The organism is Streptomyces luteolus (assembly GCF_029968015.1).
GTDB classification, from domain to species: Bacteria; Actinomycetota; Actinomycetes; order Streptomycetales; family Streptomycetaceae; genus Streptomyces; species Streptomyces luteolus.
The window spans coordinates 12,833-29,993 of sequence record NZ_JASCIS010000069.1 but is presented as its reverse complement, the minus strand read 5'-3'; the positions used below and the strand labels follow the sequence as shown (position 1 = coordinate 29,993).

The 17,161-nt window shown below is 71.5% G+C and carries 13 protein-coding genes; 7 read left to right on the top strand and 6 right to left on the bottom strand.

All coding sequences use genetic code 11. The features are described 5' to 3' along the window. On the top strand, positions 1–130 hold a 130-nt coding region (locus QIT00_RS36610; RefSeq protein ID WP_282539831.1), incomplete at its 5' end, for an acyl-CoA dehydrogenase family protein. 101 nt (positions 131–231) lie between these two features. Continuing rightward, positions 232–1,266: an acyl-CoA dehydrogenase family protein gene (locus QIT00_RS36605; RefSeq protein WP_282539829.1), complete on the top strand. Its 1,035-nt coding sequence runs from the start codon at positions 232–234 to the stop codon at positions 1,264–1,266. A gap of 109 nt (positions 1,267–1,375) precedes the next feature. Here QIT00_RS36605 and QIT00_RS36600 read toward each other — a convergent pair whose 3' ends face one another. Then, positions 1,376–2,638 carry an LCP family protein gene (locus QIT00_RS36600; RefSeq protein WP_282539828.1) on the bottom strand — a complete coding sequence of 421 codons (1,263 nt, stop codon included), beginning with the start codon at positions 2,636–2,638 and terminating at the stop codon, positions 1,376–1,378. 108 nt (positions 2,639–2,746) lie between these two features. Here QIT00_RS36600 and QIT00_RS36595 point away from each other — a divergent pair, with 108 nt between their 5' ends. Beyond that, positions 2,747–3,295 (top strand): acyl-CoA thioesterase, encoded by a 549-nt coding sequence (locus QIT00_RS36595; RefSeq protein ID WP_282539827.1) that lies wholly within the window; start codon positions 2,747–2,749, stop codon positions 3,293–3,295. A gap of 123 nt (positions 3,296–3,418) precedes the next feature. Here QIT00_RS36595 and QIT00_RS36590 read toward each other — a convergent pair whose 3' ends face one another. Then, positions 3,419–4,900 carry an LCP family protein gene (locus QIT00_RS36590; protein WP_456316496.1) on the bottom strand — a complete coding sequence of 494 codons (1,482 nt, stop codon included), beginning with the start codon at positions 4,898–4,900 and terminating at the stop codon, positions 3,419–3,421. A 126-nt stretch (positions 4,901–5,026) separates the two neighbouring features. On the opposite strand from QIT00_RS36590, the gene QIT00_RS36585 reads away from it, so the two are divergent. Beyond that, positions 5,027–6,064, top strand: coding sequence for a glycosyltransferase family 2 protein (locus tag QIT00_RS36585; protein WP_282539825.1), 1,038 nt, complete (start codon positions 5,027–5,029; stop codon positions 6,062–6,064). Positions 6,065–6,100: 36 nt separating this feature from the next. On the opposite strand, the gene QIT00_RS36580 is transcribed toward QIT00_RS36585, so the two are convergent. From QIT00_RS36580 to QIT00_RS36565, 4 genes are all read right to left on the bottom strand, one after another. After that, the gene (locus QIT00_RS36580; RefSeq protein ID WP_282539824.1) at positions 6,101–7,786 is read right to left on the bottom strand and encodes an LCP family protein; all 1,686 of its coding nucleotides are present in this window, start codon (positions 7,784–7,786) and stop codon (positions 6,101–6,103) included. 82 nt (positions 7,787–7,868) lie between these two features. Continuing rightward, positions 7,869–9,761 (bottom strand): LCP family protein, encoded by a 1,893-nt coding sequence (locus tag QIT00_RS36575; RefSeq protein ID WP_282539823.1) that lies wholly within the window; start codon positions 9,759–9,761, stop codon positions 7,869–7,871. A 234-nt stretch (positions 9,762–9,995) separates the two neighbouring features. After that, positions 9,996–11,960, bottom strand: a complete 1,965-nt coding sequence (locus QIT00_RS36570; protein WP_282539822.1) for an LCP family protein — start codon at positions 11,958–11,960, stop codon at positions 9,996–9,998. Positions 11,961–12,110: 150 nt separating this feature from the next. Beyond that, positions 12,111–12,863 carry a TIGR03089 family protein gene (locus QIT00_RS36565; RefSeq protein WP_282539821.1) on the bottom strand — a complete coding sequence of 251 codons (753 nt, stop codon included), beginning with the start codon at positions 12,861–12,863 and terminating at the stop codon, positions 12,111–12,113. A gap of 160 nt (positions 12,864–13,023) precedes the next feature. Between QIT00_RS36565 and QIT00_RS36560 the strand changes: the two genes are divergently transcribed. The 3 genes from QIT00_RS36560 to QIT00_RS36550 all read left to right on the top strand — a co-directional run bounded on the left by QIT00_RS36560 (position 13,024) and on the right by QIT00_RS36550 (position 17,148). After that, positions 13,024–14,724, top strand: coding sequence for an N-acetylmuramoyl-L-alanine amidase (locus QIT00_RS36560; RefSeq protein ID WP_282539820.1), 1,701 nt, complete (start codon positions 13,024–13,026; stop codon positions 14,722–14,724). A 254-nt stretch (positions 14,725–14,978) separates the two neighbouring features. Next, positions 14,979–16,061 carry a mannose-1-phosphate guanylyltransferase gene (manB, locus tag QIT00_RS36555; protein ID WP_282539819.1) on the top strand — a complete coding sequence of 361 codons (1,083 nt, stop codon included), beginning with the start codon at positions 14,979–14,981 and terminating at the stop codon, positions 16,059–16,061. 79 nt (positions 16,062–16,140) lie between these two features. After that, positions 16,141–17,148 (top strand): DNA-3-methyladenine glycosylase family protein, encoded by a 1,008-nt coding sequence (locus QIT00_RS36550; RefSeq protein WP_282539818.1) that lies wholly within the window; start codon positions 16,141–16,143, stop codon positions 17,146–17,148. The last annotated feature ends 13 nt before the right edge of the window (positions 17,149–17,161 follow it).

Sequence of the window (17,161 nt, the reverse complement as noted above, 5' to 3'; positions counted from 1 at the left end):
ACTCCTCGGCGGCTACGGCTACACCCGGGACTACCCGGTCGAGCGCATGATGCGCGACGCCAAGATCACCCAGATCTACGAGGGCACCAACCAGGTCCAGCGCATCGTCATGGCCCGCAACCTGTCGTAGCCGTACGGCAGTTGACAGGACCGCTCCCGGGGCGCTGCACGAACAGTGCCCCGGGAGCTCTGCGTGTGCGGGGCACGCGCGCCGGGCGTAGCGTCGGCGCCATGAGCGAGAGCGAAGCCGTGCCCGCGTCCCGGTCGCTGCGCCGCGCCCGGGAGATCGCCGACGAGGTGCTGTTCCCGGCGGCCCCCGACGTCGACGGGGCGGACCGGGTCCCGGGCTCCCACCTGGACCTGCTCGCCGCCGAGGGCTTCTACGGGCTCGCCGCGCCGGAGGACCTGGCCACCCTCGACCTGCCCGACTACCCCGCCGTGCTCCGGCTCGTGGAGGCGCTCGCCGGGGGCTGCCTGACGACGGCGTTCGTGTGGATCCAGCACCACGGCGCCGTGATGGCCCTCGCCGAGACCGCCAACGAGGCGCTGCGCGCGGAGCACCTGGCGGATCACGTGTCCGGGCGGCGGCGGGCCGGGCTCGCGGTCGGCGCCGCGGTCCGCCCGGGCCCGCCCCTCGTGCGGGCCGAGCGGGCAGACGGCGGGTGGCTCTTCGAGGGCGTCGCCCCGTGGGTCACCGGCTGGGGCATGGTCGACACCCTGTACGCCGCGGGCCGCGACGCGGACGACACCGTGGTCTGGGCACTCCTGGACGCCGAGGAGAGCGCCACGCTGTCCGTCGGGCCCGTCCTCGACCTGGTCGCCGTCCAGGCGAGCCGGACCGTGACCCTGCGGTTCGACCGCCACTTCGTCCCCGACGAGCGGGTGCTCGGCACCACCCCGCAGCAGGAGTACCTGAAGGGCGACGCCGAGTCGGTGCGGTTCACCGGCTCACTGGCCCTCGGCCTCGCCGAACGCGCGATCACCCTGCTCGACGGGGACGCGGGCCGGCTCCCCGACGAGCTCGACCAGGTCCGCGCCCGGCTCCTGAGCGTCGACCCCGACCAGGTCCCCGACGTCCGCGCGGCCGGTTCGGAGCTGGCGCTGCGGGCCGCGTCCGCCTGCGCCGTCGCCCACGGAAGCCGGGCGGTGCTGCTCCAGGAGCACGCCCAGCGCCTGGTCCGCGAGGCGACGTTCCTGCTCCTCTTCGGCTCCCGCCCCGGCATCCGCACGGCCCTCCTCGACCGCCTCACGACACCCCGCAACTGACCTCGTACGCAAGGGACTTGGGCGTACGAGAGGGACTTGGGTATACGAGAGGGGCCGCGCACCGGACATTCGGTGCGCGGCCCCTCGTACGTCGTACGGACCGGCAGGCTCACTCGTCGCTGACGGTGACCTTCTCGTCGTTCTTGAGCTGCTCCACCAGCTGCTGCAGCTTGGCCTTGTCCCAGACGAGGTTGCCGTTGACGCTGCCGGAGACCGGCATGTTCATCGACTTGCCCTCGCCGCCGGAGACGTTCTTCATCGCCCAGAACATCTGCGTGAGGTCGAACAGGCTCATGTCCTTGTCCACGACCAGCGTGTCCAGGCCCGCGCCCATCGTCGGGTAGAGCTTGAACGGGTTGATGATCGTCGACGGGGTGGCCGTCTGGTTGGCGAGCGCCGAGAGGAACTTCTGCTGGTTCTTCGTGCGGTCCAGGTCGCCGCCGGCCAGGCCGTAGCGCTGCCGGACGAAGGCCAGGGCCTGCTCGCCGTTCATGGTGTGCGTGCCGGGCTCGAAGTCCGAGCCGGACTTCTTGTCCTTCATCGGCTGCTCGACCTTGATGTCCACGCCGCCGACCGCGTCCACGATCTTGGCGAAGCCGCCGAAGCCGATCTCCGCGTAGTGGTCGATCTTCAGGCCGGTGTTGTGCTCGACGGTACGGACGAGGAGCTCGGGGCCGTCCTCGGAGTACGCGGCGTTCAGCTTGGTGGTGCGGCCGGTCCCCGGGAACTTCTTGCCGGAGTCCGAGCCGACGAAGGACGGGATCTCCACGTTGGAGTCACGCGGCAGCGAGATCAGGGTGTCCCCGTTGCTGCCGGTGTGCAGGATCATCATCGAGTCCGTGCGGCTCGACCCCTCGCCCGCGGAACCGGTGTGCAGACGCTTCCGGTCCGCGGCGGTCAGGCCCTCGCGGCTGTCCGAGCCGACGATCAGGTAGTTCGTGCCTTCGCCCGCCTCGGGCCGCTCGATCACCTTGGCCAGGTCGACCTCGCCCTTGAGCTGCGAGTCGGCCCAGAAGTACGTGCCGACGCCCCAGACCAGGACGACGACCAGGAGCGTCACGAGGATGCGCTTGAACTGGCGGCCCCGGTTCGGCGCCGGGCGGGTGGCGTACCGGTCGCCGTAGGAGCCGTCGTCGTATCCGTCGCCGCCTCGGCCGCGACCGCCGCGGCCGCCACCGCCGTAGACCTGGCCCTCGCTGTAACCGTCGTCATAGCCGTACCCCTGCTGCGGGGGCACGGAGGCCCTCGGCGGGGCCGCGGGGGGACGCGGAGCCGCGCCGCGCTGGACGTGACGCATCACGCGGGCGCCCTCGGGCTCGGGGTTCGCGCTGCCGCGTCCGTACCCCTGGTCTCGGTTGGGCCAGTCATTCATACGCACCAGTGTGCAGGTCTCGACGAGGCGCCCGACAAGGCCTGGGGTGGGTTCGGGGCCCGGCTGTTGCAGAGCTGATGCAAAGCGGCCCCGCATAAGGTGGACGGCATGACAGACCAGGCCCGTCCACCGGAGGCGGATATTCCGGGCAAGCCGACTGCGGCTTCCCGGACCACGCTCAGCCACATCATGACCCACAACGACACCAACCTCCTGGGCACGGTGCACGGTGGTGTGATCATGAAACTCGTCGACGACGCGGCGGGCGCCGTGGCAGGGCGGCACTCCGGAGGGCCCGCGGTGACGGCGTCCATGGACGAGATGGTCTTCCTGGAGCCGGTCAGGGTCGGCGACCTCGTCCATGTGAAGGCCCAGGTCAACTGGACCGGCCGGACGTCGATGGAGGTCGGCGTCCGCGTCCTCGCCGAGCGCTGGAACGAGTCGACGCCCGCCCAGCAGGTCGGCTCCGCGTACCTGGTCTTCGCCGCCGTCGACGCGGACGGCAAGCCGCGCTCGGTGCCGCCGGTGCTCCCGGAGACAGAGCGGGACAAGCGGCGCTACCAGGAGGCGCAGATCCGTCGTACGCACCGCTTGGCGCGGCGCCGGGCGATCAAGGAACTCCGCGAGCGGCGGGTGGCGGAGGGGATCGAGGACTAGCGTGCCCCGACAGGGGCGCGGGGCCGTGACATCGGCGGCTCCGCCGCGGGGCGCGACCAGCCACGGCGGCGGGAAAGCCGAACGACAGCTGCTGCAAGCTTTCGGGAAGGGGCGGGGAGGGGATCAACTCGACCCGCACACCACCTGATCCCCGGTCGCCACCCCGAACTCCCCCTGGTACGGGTCCTCCGCGCGCACCCGCTTCACGCCCTTGTAGTCCGCGCCCGCGATCACCTTCAGGAGTGACCCCTGGCCCTTGACCGGCTTCAACTGGCAGCCGGGCAGGGCCGCCGCGAGGGACTTCGCCGAGCGGTCCCAGCGCGGGTCGTACGCCACCACCGTGCGCGGCACGTTCGGCTTCGCGGCCGAGACCGGGACGCCCGAGGTGCGGAAGCCGGTCGAGCGCAGCGCCTTGTCGACCTTCTTGCCGAGCCCCGGCGTCTTCGTGCCGTTCGCCACCTGCACCCGGATCTGCTGCGGCGCCACGTCCACCGCGATCGCCTTCGGCCTGCGCACCTTGTACGGGGCGAGCGGCCGGTCCTCGCGCAGGGCCTTGAAGAGCTTGCCGGACTTCACCGGGTCCCATTTGATCGTCGAACCGATGCCCGGCACCTTGTGGCCCATCTTGCCGATCGGCACCGAGGTGAACTCCGACGAGGCGGGTGTGAAGTTCCGCATAGCCCGGCCGAGGTCCAGCATCTCGTCCGTGCCGAAGCTGCGGTCGGCCCGTACGGAGCTGAGCACCGTCTGCGTCACTTCGCGGAACTTGACCGGGTTCAGGAGCACTCCGGAGGACGTGGCCTTCGCGATCAGCGCGGCCATGAACCGCTGCTGCCGCTGCATCCGGCCCAGGTCCGCGGCCCCGTCGATATGCCGCGAGCGCACGTACTGCAAGGCCTGACCGCCGTTCAGCTGGTGCTTGCCCGCGGGCAGATCGAGTCCGGTGTACGAATCCTTCAACGGCCCGACCGTGCAGATCTGCACGCCGCCGAGGACGTCGACCGTCTTCATGAAGCTGGTGAAGTCGACCTCCAGATAGTGGTCGATCTTCACCTTGGTCATGTGCTCGACGGTGCGCACCGTGAGGTTCGGCCCGCCCTCCGCGTACGCCGCGTTCAGCTTGATCGGGTGGGTGTGGTGCTTCTCTCCGGAGTTCCGGTCGGTGTGCGCGGGGGCCTCCGCGTACGAGTCGCGGGGGAGGCTCACGACGCTGGCGCGGTCCCGGTCCTCCGAGATGTGCACGATCATGATCGTGTCCGTGCAGCGGCAGGGCGCGCCGCCGAGGCGGTACTTCTTGCGCTCCGCCTCGGTGATCTTGTCGCGGCCGTCGGTGCCGACGAGCAGGATGTTCGTCCCGTCACCGTCCGACGGACGGTTCTTCATGTCGCGGAACGGGTCGACCCGGGAGATCCCGGTGTCCAGGCCGGTGACCACCGCGTGCCCGATGCCCGCGGCGCCGAGCACGACCATGGACAGCGTCGTCGCCGCCCGCATGGCCCACCGCGGCCTCGCCGGCTGCCGCCGCCGCGCGCGGGACGGCTGCTGCGCCTGCGGCCGTGGCCTCTGCCGGGGTGGACGGGCGGGATGGCGGGGCGGACGGGACAACGCGGGACACCTCCGCGGAACGGGCGCAGGGACGCGTGCAACCGTAAGTCGATACGAAATGCGGCCCGGGGCAGCGACCCGGATGGCGCGCGTCCGTGTCCCCCGTTCGCGGTAACGTGACGTCTGATGAGCGAGAAAATCCAGGAGTCCGCCGTGCGGCACCCGGCGGTATCGGTGATCATGCCCGTCCTCAACGAGGAGCGGCACCTGCGGCATGCGGTGGAGGCGATCCTCCAGCAGGAGTACGCCGGGGAGATGGAGGTCGTCGTCGCGCTCGGCCCGTCCACGGACCGCACCGACGAGATCGCCGCCCAGCTGGTCGCCGAAGATGCGCGGGTCAAGACGGTGCCCAACCCGACGGGTCGTACGCCGGCCGCGCTGAACGCCGCGATCAAGGCGTCGAAGCACCCCATCGTGGTCCGCGTCGACGGCCACGGCATGCTCTCCGCGAACTACATCGCCACCGCCGTCCGCCTCCTGGAGGAGACGGGCGCGCAGAACGTCGGCGGCCTGATGTTCGCCGAGGGGGAGAACGACTGGGAGCACGCGGTCGCCGCCGCCATGACCTCGAAGGTCGGCGTCGGCAACGCCGCCTTCCACACCGGGGGAGAGGCGCAGCCCGCCGAGACGGTCTATCTGGGCGTCTTCCGCCGCGAGGCCCTGGAGCAGCAGGGCGGGTACAACGTGGAGTTCATCCGCGCCCAGGACTGGGAGCTGAACTTCCGCATCCGTGAGGCCGGCGGTCTGATCTGGTTCTCGCCCGAGCTGAAGGTCTCGTACCGGCCGCGGCCGAGCGTCAAGGCCCTCGCCAAGCAGTACAAGGACTACGGGCGTTGGCGGCATGTCGTCGCCCGGTACCACGAGGGCTCCATCAACCTGCGCTATCTCGCGCCGCCGACCGCCGTGTGCGCCATCGCCGCGGGCACCGTCGTGGGTGCGCTGCTCACGCCGTGGGGCTTCGTGATCCCCGGCGGCTATCTCGCGGCGATCGTGGCGGGTTCGGTGCCCGCGGGCAAGGGGCTGCCGCTGAAGGCGCGGGCGCAGATTCCCGTCGCGCTCGCGACCATGCACATGTCGTGGGGCTGGGGCTTTTTGACCAGCCCGCGTGCCCTGGCCAAGAAGGTCATCGCCTCCCGCCGCCCGGCGGTCCTCAAGCAGGCCTGAGTACCGCCGCGCGTCCGTCGGACCCGAACTTCCCCGCTACCAGGTGAAGTTCGGGTTCACGTGCATGCAGGCCTTGTCGTCCGCGCCGTTCATGGCATCGGCCGACTCCGGCGTCTTGTCGTCCTGCTCGTCCGGCTTCGGCGGTACGTCGCCGGTGCGCCAGTCGGAGCCCACGACCAGCGTGACGCCCGTGACCTCCGTGGACTCCTCGACCGAACTCGGCGGCAGACCGAGGGACTTGGCGACCGCCCGCGCGTCCCCCTCAAGGTCGGCGCCGGGAAAGCGGACCACCGTACGCTCCTGCCGCGGCAGTTGTGACGGGTCGGCGGCCGCCCGCGCGTACCCCTTGCCCCGCAGCAGCGCCACCAGGGCCGAGGCGCGGCCCGGCACCGACGCCGTGGTGGGCGTCGCGGTGCCGTTGACGACCTGCACGCCGATCTCGGCGGGCTCCGCAGCCGGGTCGTCGGAGGCGGACTCCTCGCGCGTCTTCTCCTGGTCCTTCTTCTTTGCCTTGCTGTCCTTGCTGTCCTTGCCGTCGAGCGCCACGTCGTCCCGTACGAGCCGGAACAGCTGCTCCGCGTCGCCGGGCTTGGGCTGGACGCGGGCGCCCACGTATTCGTACGGCATGGTCGTCATGGTGATGCGCCGCGGAGGTACGCGCTTCAGTTCGTTCGAGAGGTCGTAGAGCTTCTTGACCGTGTCGAGGCCCTCGTCGACCTCAAGGGCTGAGGTGGCCTCCTCGGCGAGCCTGCGGAGCTTGCCCGGGCTGCTCAGGGTGGCGTTCTCGCGCAGCTCGCGGACCATCGCGTTCATGTACATGTGCTGGGCCTTGGCGCGGCCGATGTCGCTGCCGTCCTCGAAGCCGTAGCGGGTGCGCAGCCACTGCAGGGCCTGCTCGCCCTGGACGTACGTGGTGCCCTTCTCCAGCTTCAGGCCCGAGCCCTCGCCCTTGCTGTTGCGGGAGTGGATGTTGGCGTCCACGCAGACCGGTACGCCGCCGATCGCGTCGGCCATCGACACCACTCCGGCGAAGTCGACCATCATGAAGTGGTTGATGTGAATGTTCGTCAGCTTCTCCCAGGCGAGGACCGTGCAGCCCGGACCGCCGCGCCCCAGGCTGGTGTTGGTCATCACACGGCCCTGGGTCGCGGGGTAGACCTTGCCGGTGTCCGGGTCGGTGCACTCGGGCATCTGCAGCAGGGTGTCGCGCGGCATGCTGATCACGGACATGTTGCTGCGGTCCGCGGAGAGATGGAGCAGCATCTGTACGTCCGCGAGGGGCGTCCCGTTGAACGTCTCCTTCGCGCCGCCCAGCTTCTGGTTCTCGGCACTGTTCCGCGCGTCGGAGCCGATCAGCAGGATGTTGAGCGGGGTCTGCCCGGCGGCGTTGGGCGTGGCCTCGGGCGCCCGGTTGCCCTCCGGCATCGGCGAGGTGTCGATATTGCCGTTGAGGTGCTCGTAGTAGAGGTATCCGGCGGCGGCCGTGCCGAGTATCAGTACGGCGAGGACGAGCGCGAACCAGCGCAGCGCACGGCGGCCCTTGCGGCGCCGGGTGGTTCCGGTGCCCTTGCGGCCCCCCGACCGCGGGTTCCCGTCACCGTCACCGGTGGCGCTGCTCTCGCCCTCGCCCTCGTCCTCGTAGAGGCTCTCGTCCCAGCCCAGTTCGTCGGCGCCGCGCGGACCCGGGACCGTGCCCTGTCTTCGTACGCTGCCCTGCCTCATGCACCAGCCCCTCCCCGTCCCTCCCCGTCCCGGCCCGCCCGGCCCGGCGTGGGGCCGGGGCCGGGCCGGGGCACGGGTGCTGCTACTTCGCGCAGACCGGTTTGTCTGCCTCGACCTTCTGGATCCCCTCCGGCGCCTTCGACGGAGCGGAGATGGGCGTTCCGGCCTCTTCGAAGTCGTCCCCGAGGACGAGCTTCATGGCGGGCAGCCCCTGCGCGTTCTCCTCGCTCTTGCCCGGCTTCATGGCGGAGGCGGGCAGGCCCATGATGTCGGCGAGCCTGCGGGCCTGGTCGGCCTGGTCGGGGTCGTACTCCAGGGTCGTCTTGGCCTGCTGCTTGGGCGCGTTGCCCAACTGGCTGGACTTCAGGACGCCTTGGTCGGTCTGCAGCCAGGTGACCGTGGACTGTGCGGCGCCCGCGGTCTCCGAGCCGTTGTAGATGTTGACGCGGACCTCGGAGGCGGCGGACTTCGGGCCCTTGAGGCGGGCCTCCTCCTTCTCCTTCTGCTGCTTCTTCACCTCGGTCAGCGACTTGTCCGCGCGCAACATCGCGAACAGCGGCTTCGCCTTGGGGTCGTCGAGCAGCACGGTGGCCCCGTCGGTGTTGTCGACGACCGGCGTGGTGACGAAGGAGATGTTCTCCAGGTCGGCCTTGGACAGCTCAAGGCCCAGGTCCTTGAGCTTGCTCAGGTCGGAGATCTGGGAGTCGACGGTGAGCGCCTTGGTCGCGGCCTCGGCGAGGTCCATCATCTTGTTCGGGCTGGTCAGCGTGTCGTTCGACTTCATCTTGCGCATCAGCGACGTGAGGAACTGCTGCTGCAGCTTGATGCGGTCGAGGTCGCCGCCGAAGCCCACCGCGTGCCGGGTGCGGACGAACGCGAGCGCGTCGTCGCCCTTCAGTACGTGCTCGCCCTTGGACAGATTCAGGTGCGACTTGGGGTCGTTGATGTCCTTGGCGAGGCAGATCGGCACGCCGCCGACGGCCGTGGACAGCGTCTTCACCGCGTTGAAGTCGGCCACCATGAAGTGGTCGATCTTGATGCCGGTGAGCTCCGTGACCGTACGCATCGTGCAGCTCGGGGTGCGCCCGCTCTGCCCGAGGCTCTCGTTGAACCGGGTCTGGCTGGTGCCCGGGATGGTCTTCTTCGAGCCGTCCGCCTGGGTGGTCGGGCAGTCCGGGATGTCCGTGATCATGTCGCGCGGAATGCTCAACGCGGTCGTGTTCGTACGGTCCTTGGAGACGTGCAGCAGGATCGTGGTGTCCGCGTGCCCGGCGCTGCCCGCGTCGCCGTAGCCCTCGTTGCCCTTGCCGGTGCGCTTGTCCGTGCCGATGAGCAGGACGTTGATCGGGCGGTCCGCGCTGAAGCCGCCGGTGCCCGCGCCGTCGTCGTTGACGGAGGTGATGTTGTCGTTCAGGTGCTGCCAGTAGAGGAATCCGGCGACCAGCACGATGACCAGGAGGGCGGCCAGGATGCCGAGGCCCCACTTGAGGGTCTTCTTGCCCTTGGACTGCTTCGGCTTCGGGCGGCGCCGGCCGGTGCTCGGCGGCGTGCTCTCCTGCGGTCGGCCCCGGCGCCTGCGCGGCCCGGGCACCTCACGGCTCGGCGCGTCGGGCTCTTCCGGGCCCCTGGGACGGCGCGGTCCAGGAGGGCCGCCCGGTCCGCCCGGTCCGCCCGGCCCGCCTGGCCCACGCGGCCCGGCGGGTCCGGACGGTGCGTCCGGTCCGTTCGGTACGACGGGGCCCGCGGGGCCGACGGGTCCGTTCGCCGCCGGGAAGCGGCGGGTCGACGGCGCGAAGCGCTGCTGCCCGCCGGCCGACTGGCCCTCGGCGTTGGGGGATCTGCGAGGTGCCGGGATTCCCGACGATTGCCCTGCGGATGGGCTCAGTCGCAGTTCGTAGTCGCCGGTCTGCGGGTTGAGTACCCACTGGTCTGCGGGGTCGATGTTCTCCGCCCGCCCACGGCCTTGCGCGTCCACGGTTGCTTGAGTCCTCCGTCGGGGCCACGCGGCGCCTCCCCCTCCAAAGGCGCCCGGTCACACGTACGCGGTGCGTGGCCAAAACGAGTGGCCGCACGCACCGGATCGCTCACGCTATCCGACCAGTTCAGCGCCAGGCGACGGCGGTGACGAAATCCACTCCCCTACAACTGGGCAATACCGCCCTTAACCGCCCCTGTCCGCTGCCGCTCGGTGACGTACTTGGTACCGCTTTTACTCACAACTCGTTCCGGCGGCGGTGTTTCCCCGGAAGGTCGGCGTCGGCTTCGGGGTGCGCGTCGGCTCGTCCGGCTTGTCGTCGCCGGTCGCGCGGGGGGTGGCCCGGCCCGCCGCGGAATCGGTTCCTCCGGGCTTCTCGTCGACCCACGAGCCCTCGTCGTCCCAGTAACCCCCCTCGGCCGAATCCTCCTCGTTTCCCCCCGATTCCCCGGACCCGGAGGCGGACTCGGAGGCGGAATCGGCGGAGGAATCGGCGGAGGAATCGGACGCGGAATCCTCCCCGGACCCGTCGCCAGAACCCTTCTTCCGGCCCTCGGAATCCGTACCTCGCGGGGTGACCTCGACGGGCACGTCGTTGCGCAGCCGGTCGAACAGCCGCCCGGCGTCCGGCTGGACGAGCTCGTCCCGGTTGGGGTTGTAGGTGTACGAGCGGCGGGGGACCGTGAGGAATTGCACCTTCTCTGTGGGGATGTTGCGCATGCTGCGTACCAACTCGTACAAATCTGTCAATCCGGCCAGTGCGGGGTCCGTGGTGAGTGCCGAGGTGGCCGCGTCGAGCACCGGGTAGAGCCGCGTCGGGTTGAGCAGGACGCCATTGCTCTTCACCTTGTTGACGAGCGCGGCGAGGAACTGCTGCTGGCGGTCCATGCGTTCGGTGTCGCTGCCGTTGCCGATCGACTTGCGGGCGCGCACATAACCGAGCGCCTGCTCGCCGTTGAGCTTCTGCCGCCCGGCCTTGAGCTTCAGCTTGGCGCCCTTGTCGTTGATGGGCTCCTTGAGGCAGACCTCGACCCCGTTCACGGCGTCGACCATCTTCTTGAAGCCCTGGAAGTCGACGATCATGTGATGGTCGACCCGGATCTTCGTGAGCTTCTCGACGGTACGGATCGTGCAGGCGGCCCCGCCGAACTCGAACGCCCAGTTGAACTGGGCGAATTGGGGGCGCGTACGGGAGCCGTCGGACCTCCGGCAGCCGGGGATGTCCACCATCAGGTCGCGCGGTACGGACACGGCGGTCGCGCTCTTCCGGTCGGCGGCGAGGTGCAGCAGGATCGTCGTGTCGGACCGCTGCGTGCCCGGGTCCCGGCCGTACGGGCGGTTGCCCTTCCCGGACCGGGTGTCCGAGCCGATCAGCAGGATGTTCTGCGCGTCGTGCTCGGAGGGCTCGGGCCGCTCCCGCTCGTACCGCTCCAACTCGGCGGCGGTGCCGGTGTCCTGGGTGATGTTCCCCTCGAGCTTCTTGTAGAGACTCCAGCCGACCCCCGCGGCAGCCAGAACGACCACGGCAACCCCCAGAGCGGTCCAGCGGAGCCAGTGGTGGCGGGGGGTGGGGGAGTTGCTTGGGGGGGTGGGGGTGTCGGGGTCGGGTTCGGGCTCGGTGTCGGTTTTGGGGTCGGGCTCGGGCTTGGGCTCGGGCTTGGGTTCGGTGTTGGGCTCGGTGTCGGCCGGGGGCTCGGCCTCGCTCTCGGGCTCGGTGTCGGCCTCCGCGCCTGCGGCTTCTTCGGGCTTCGTGCCTTCGGGCTCCGGGCTCCCCGACTCGCCGGTCTGGTCGGCCTCCGCGGCTTCGGCTCCTTCGGGCGGCGCGCCTGCGGCTTCTTCGGGCTTCGTGCCTTCGGGCTCCGGGCTCCCCGCCTCGTCGGCCTCGGCCTCGCCGCCCTTGGCCCGTTCGGCCTGTTCGACCGGTTCAGTCGATTCAGCTGGTTCGGCCGGTTCCGTCGGCTCAGGCGGTTGGGTGGCCGGTTCCCTCGGCTCTGCCGGTTCTGCTGCGGCTGAGGGCCGCTCCGTATCGGCGGACGCGTCGTCGCCCCCCGCCTCCTCGTCCTCCGCCTTCTCGGCGCCGCCCCCGCCGCCCGTGACCGGCTTGCCGCCGCCCTCGCCCGTGGCCGCGGACCGACTCGCCTCAGACACGTCGTCGGCCGGCTGGTCCGGTTCGGCGGGGGTGCCTGCGGTGTCGGTCACGTCGTGGTCCACCCCTCGTGGCGTAGGCAGTGCGGCGGCGCTCCCGTGAAGCGCTCCTACGACCATGGCCCGGCGCGGCCCTCCGGCGCCTGCGGGCCGGGTGCTCACCTGCGCCGGACGGGTGGACTTTCGCGGCGTCGAGCCGGCGCCTCAGCGCACGGTGACGGCGACCCGCTCGCTCTCGATCCGCTTCTCCAGGCCGCCCTCCGCCAGCTGCTCGATGTTCCGGCAGAGCACCACGGACCCACCCGCCGCGAGCGGCGCGAACAGCCCGGAGGACAGGCCCTCCCACGTCTCGTACGAACGGGCCGAGAGCAGCCGTGCCCCGCCGCCGATGCCCAACTCCGCGGCGTCGGACAGGGCCTGCCGTACGACCTCCGCACCGGTCAGCTCCGTACCGCCGACGGCGAGCGCGGGCGCCTGCGCGTCGACGGGGGCGTACGGCGCGAAGCGGTCGCCCTGGCTCGGGACCTCCACCGCGTAGTCCACGAACCCGGCGGGCGGCTGCGGGAAGCGGCCGCCGAGCGGGCGCAGCGCGAGGGCCACCCGCTCGCCGGAGCAGTCGAGGGCCGCGTCGAGGGAGTCGGGGCCGCTGACGACGAGGTCCGCGTCGGCCGCCGCTCCGCCCACGTCGACGAGCACGCCGACGGAGGAGCAGGCGAGCAGCCACACCGCGGTCTGCCAGTGCGCGGGCAGCAGCAGGGCGAGCCGGTCGCCGGGTTCGGCGCCCAGGTCGTCCTGGAGCAGATTGGCTGTTTTGGCCACCCAATTGGCGAAGGTGGCGACGGACAATTCGACGCGTTCGCCGGTGGCGTCGTCGTAGAACGTCACCAAGGGGCGGGCCGGATCCTCGGCGAGCGCGGATCGCAGCAGGTCGGCGGGGGTGCGGTCGGTCGCGTTCACGGGCGCAAGCGTACGCGCAGGGAGCGGGGCACGTCCGCCCGGTCGGCGCAGCGGAGGGAGCGGATCGGGGTCGACGGGCCGTCAGTTCCCTTCGGGGGAAGTGCATCCCGGTACGTCGTACAACGTGCGGGTATGTCCGTACTGCCGCACGATCGACGCCATGCGTGGATACCTTGCTTCCTCGATCGGCGTCGCCTGCGCGGCGGCCCTGGCCCTGCCGCTCGCCGTGCCGCAGGACGTACGGGCCGCGGTCGCCGCCCCGGTGGCGGAGCCGGCCGGTTCCGTGCCCGGCTCCACCCAGTCCCTTCCGCTGAGCCCGCTCACCTCCGACCGCGCGGGCGGTGCCCCGACGCAGGGCCTGACCCGTCGGGACGTACGACCGTTCTCGCTGGTCGGCGTCGTCTGGGACGACCCGACCGCCGAACTGCACGGCCGCGTCCAGGTCCGCACCCGCGCCACCGGCACCGACCGCTGGTCCGACTGGCAGGACGTGGACACCCACAACCAGGAACACGCCGCCGACCTGGACAGCCCCGAACGGGCGGGCGCCGAACTGCGCGGCTCCACGGCGCCGCTGTGGGTCGGCGACTCGGACGGCGTGGAGATCCGGGTGGAGAGCGCCCCGGCGTCCACCGCCCGGCACGACCACTCCACCGACCACGGAACCGCCGACCACGGAACCGCCGACCACGGAACCGCCGACGACGGAACCGCCGACGACGGAACCGCCGACCACGGAACCGCCGCCGACCAGGGAACCGCTGACCAGGGAACCGCCACAGACCAGGGAACCGCCACCGACCACGGAACCGGAGACCCCGCAGGCCGCCGCGACCACGGCGACCACTCCGAGCAGCCGGACCTCTCCGACCAGTCCCGCCAGGCCCCCGCCCCCAAGGGGCCCGCCACCTCGGTCGTCACAGCGCAGGCCTCCGCCCCGGGGCCCGCCTCCCCCGCCACCACGCCCGCCGCGCGGCCGGTCGCGGGCCCGCCCTCCGCAGTGCAGGCCGTTGCGCCGTTGCCGGCCGGGCTTCGCCTCGAACTCGTCGACCCCGGCGACGACCCGCCCGCCCAGGGCCCGCAGGCCGACGGCGCCCCTGGCTCGGCGCTCGGCGCGGAGGACGCGGCCAGCTCGGCGGTCAACGCGGACCTCGCCGACCTCGGTGCCACCGTCATCCCTGCCCTCACCAAGGAGGAGACCGAGAACGACTTCACCGAGTCCCGCGGTGTCGTCCAGGCCGCCCACGCGAAGCCGTACATCGGGCCGCGTCCGCGCATCGTCACCCGCAAGGGCTGGGGCGCGGACGAGAAGCTGCGCGAGCGGAACTTCGTCTACACGAAGTCGGTCCGCGCGGCCTTCGTGCACCACAGCGCGTCCGGCAACAACTACACCTGCTCGCAGGCGCCTTCGCTGCTGCGCAGCATCTACCGCTACCACGTGAAGAGCAGCGGCTGGCGGGACTTCGGCTACAACTTCGCCGTCGACAAGTGCGGAAACATCTACGAAGGCCGTGCCGGAGGTGTGGCCAAACCCGTCCTGGGGGCCCACACTCTCGGTTTCAACAGCAACAGCACCGGCATCGCGGTCCTCGGCACGTACAGCAACACCAACCCGCCCAAGGCCGCGGTGGACGCCGTCGCCAGGCTGACCGCCTGGAAGCTCGGCCTGTACGGCGCGAACCCGAAGGGCAAGGCGCTGCTGAAGTCGGGCGGCAGCAACCTGTACAAGAAGGGCGTGAAGGTCCGGCTCAACGTGATCTCCGGGCACCGCGACGGCGTCGCCACGGAGTGCCCGGGCGGACGGCTCTACGGCAAGCTCGGCACAGCCCGTACGTCCTCGGCCCGCTACCAGGGCCGCTGACCAACCGGCCGCTGACCGACCGGCCGGGGCGACCGGCCGGGGCGACCCCCGATCGCCCCGGCCGCAGGCCACCCGGGACCCGTACGACCAAGTGATCAGGACACGTAACAACACGCACACAGACGCAACTGAAAACGCCCGTGAACGGTCTGCCTACACTGACCGGCCGGACCAGACCAGTCCGGCCGCACCGGACCCGACCAGTCCGGTGTCCGACGACAGGCCCCGCCCCCGGCAGGAAGCAGAGGCGACAGGTGACAGAAGCGATCCTCCTGGTCGGCGGCAAGGGGACCCGGCTCAGGCCGCTCACCGTGCACACGCCCAAACCGATGGTCCCGGCCGCGGGCGTGCCGTTCCTCACACACCAGTTGGCGCGGGCGCGCGCGGCGGGCGTGGAGCACATCGTGCTCGCCACCTCCTACCTGGCGGAGGTCTTCGAGCCGTACTTCGGTGACGGCTCGGAGCTCGGACTGCACCTGGAGTACGTCACCGAGGTCGAGCCGCTCGGCACCGGCGGAGCCATCCGCAACGTCGCCTCGCGGCTGCACTCGGCGCCCGAGGACCCGGTGCTGATCTTCAACGGCGACATCCTCACCGGCCTCGACATCCGCGCCCTCGTCGCCACCCACGAGACCTCGGGCGCCGACGTCTCGCTGCACCTCACCCGCGTCGACGACCCGCGTGCGTACGGGCTCGTGCCCACCGACGACACCGGCCGCGTCCAGGCCTTCCTGGAGAAGCCGCAGACGCCCGAGGAGATCGTCACCGACCAGATCAACGCGGGCGCGTACGTCTTCCGGCGCTCGGTGATCGACACCATCCCCGAGGGCCGCCCGGTCTCCGTCGAGCGCGAGACCTTCCCCGAACTCCTCGCCTCCGGCGCCCATCTGCAGGGCATGGTCGACTCCACGTACTGGCTGGACCTCGGCACCCCGCAGGCCTTCGTGCGCGGCTCGGCCGACCTTGTGCTCGGCCGCGCCCCCTCGCCCGCGGTGCCCGGCCGCCGCGGCGACCGGCTCGTCCTGCCCACCGCCGAGGTGGCCGCCGACGCCAAGCTGACCGGCGGCACGGTCGTCGGCGCGGGCGCGCGGATCGGCGCGGGTGCCCGGATCGCGGGCAGCACGGTCCTGGAGGGCGCGGTGGTCGAGCCCGGCGCAGTCGTCACCGACTCGCTGATCGGCGCGGGCGCGCACATCGGCGCTCGTACGGTGCTCTCGGGCGCCGTCGTCGGGGACGGCGCCCGGGTCGGTGCGGACAACGAGCTGCGCGACGGCATCCGCGTCTGGTGCGGGGCGGAACTGGCCGACGGCAGTGTGAGGTTCTCCTCGGACCAGTAGGACTGCCGCTTTCCGGCGCCTGCCGCCCCGTCGAGCGCCTACGCTCGGAGAGTCGTCCCGTCCGACCCCGAGGACCCCAGTGGCTGGTCGCTTCGCCCAGAAGCCGGTGCCCGAGCGCACGCTCCCGCACCCCGGCTCACGCCTGCCCGCACGCCCCGGAGCGGTCCCGCGCCAGGCCACCGCCGAGTCCCGCCGCTGGGACCCGCCCGGCCCTCTCGACCTGCGCCTGGTCCTCGGCCCGCTGCGGCGCGGCCCGAGCGATCCGACGTACCGCGCGACGCCCGACGGCTCCTTCTGGCGGGCCAGCCGTACGCCCGAGGGACCCGGCACGCTCCGGGTCGTCCAGCGCTCCGGCACGGTGCACGCGGACGCCTGGGGGCCGGGCGCCGGCTGGCTGCTCGGCCAACTCCCGCACCTGCTCGGCGAGTCGGACGCACCCGAGGTCTTCGAGCCGCGGCACCGCCTTGTCGCCGCGACCCACCGGCGCCGCCCCGGACTGCGGCTGATGCGGACCGGGCTCGTCCTGGAGTCGCTGATTCCGTCGATCCTGGAGCAGAAGGTCACCACGGACGAGGCGTACCGTGCCTGGCGCCTCCTGATCCGCGAGCACGGCGAACCGGCACCGGGCCCCGCCCCCGAGCGCATGTACGTTATGCCCGAGCCGCGCACCTGGCGGATGATCCCGTCCTGGGAGTGGCACCGCGCGGGCGTCGACAACAAGCGCGCGTCGACCGTCCTGCGCGCCGTACGCGTCGCGCACCGCCTGGAGGAGGCGGCCGCGATGCAGCCCGAACAGGCCCAGGAACGCCTGGAGTCGGTGCCCGGCATCGGCCCCTGGACCTCGGCCGAGACGGTCCAGCGCAGCCACGGCGCCCCGGACGCGGTGACCGTCGGCGACCTGCACCTGCCCGGCATCGTCGGGTACGCCCTGGCGGGGGAGCGGGACAGCGACGACGCGCGGATGCTCGAACTCCTGCAGCCCTACCGAGGCCAACGCCACCGCGCCGCCCGCTTCATCCTCCTGTCCGGCCGCACACCGCCACGACGCACACCGAAGATGCCGCGGGTGGACATCGGGAGGTTGTGAGCAGCGCAAATTC

What these genes read in the sequence shown, in the direction of transcription:
- QIT00_RS36600 (WP_282539828.1), bottom strand. Translation starts at nt 2,638, where the DNA reads ATGAATGACTGGCCCAACCGAGACCAGGGGTACGGACGCGGCAGCGCG.
- QIT00_RS36560 (WP_282539820.1), top strand. Translation starts at nt 13,024, where the DNA reads ATGCGTGGATACCTTGCTTCCTCGATCGGCGTCGCCTGCGCGGCGGCC.
- QIT00_RS36595 (WP_282539827.1), top strand. Translation starts at nt 2,747, where the DNA reads ATGACAGACCAGGCCCGTCCACCGGAGGCGGATATTCCGGGCAAGCCG.
- QIT00_RS36580 (WP_282539824.1), bottom strand. Translation starts at nt 7,786, where the DNA reads ATGAGGCAGGGCAGCGTACGAAGACAGGGCACGGTCCCGGGTCCGCGC.
- QIT00_RS36585 (WP_282539825.1), top strand. Translation starts at nt 5,027, where the DNA reads ATGAGCGAGAAAATCCAGGAGTCCGCCGTGCGGCACCCGGCGGTATCG.
- QIT00_RS36605 (WP_282539829.1), top strand. Translation starts at nt 232, where the DNA reads ATGAGCGAGAGCGAAGCCGTGCCCGCGTCCCGGTCGCTGCGCCGCGCC.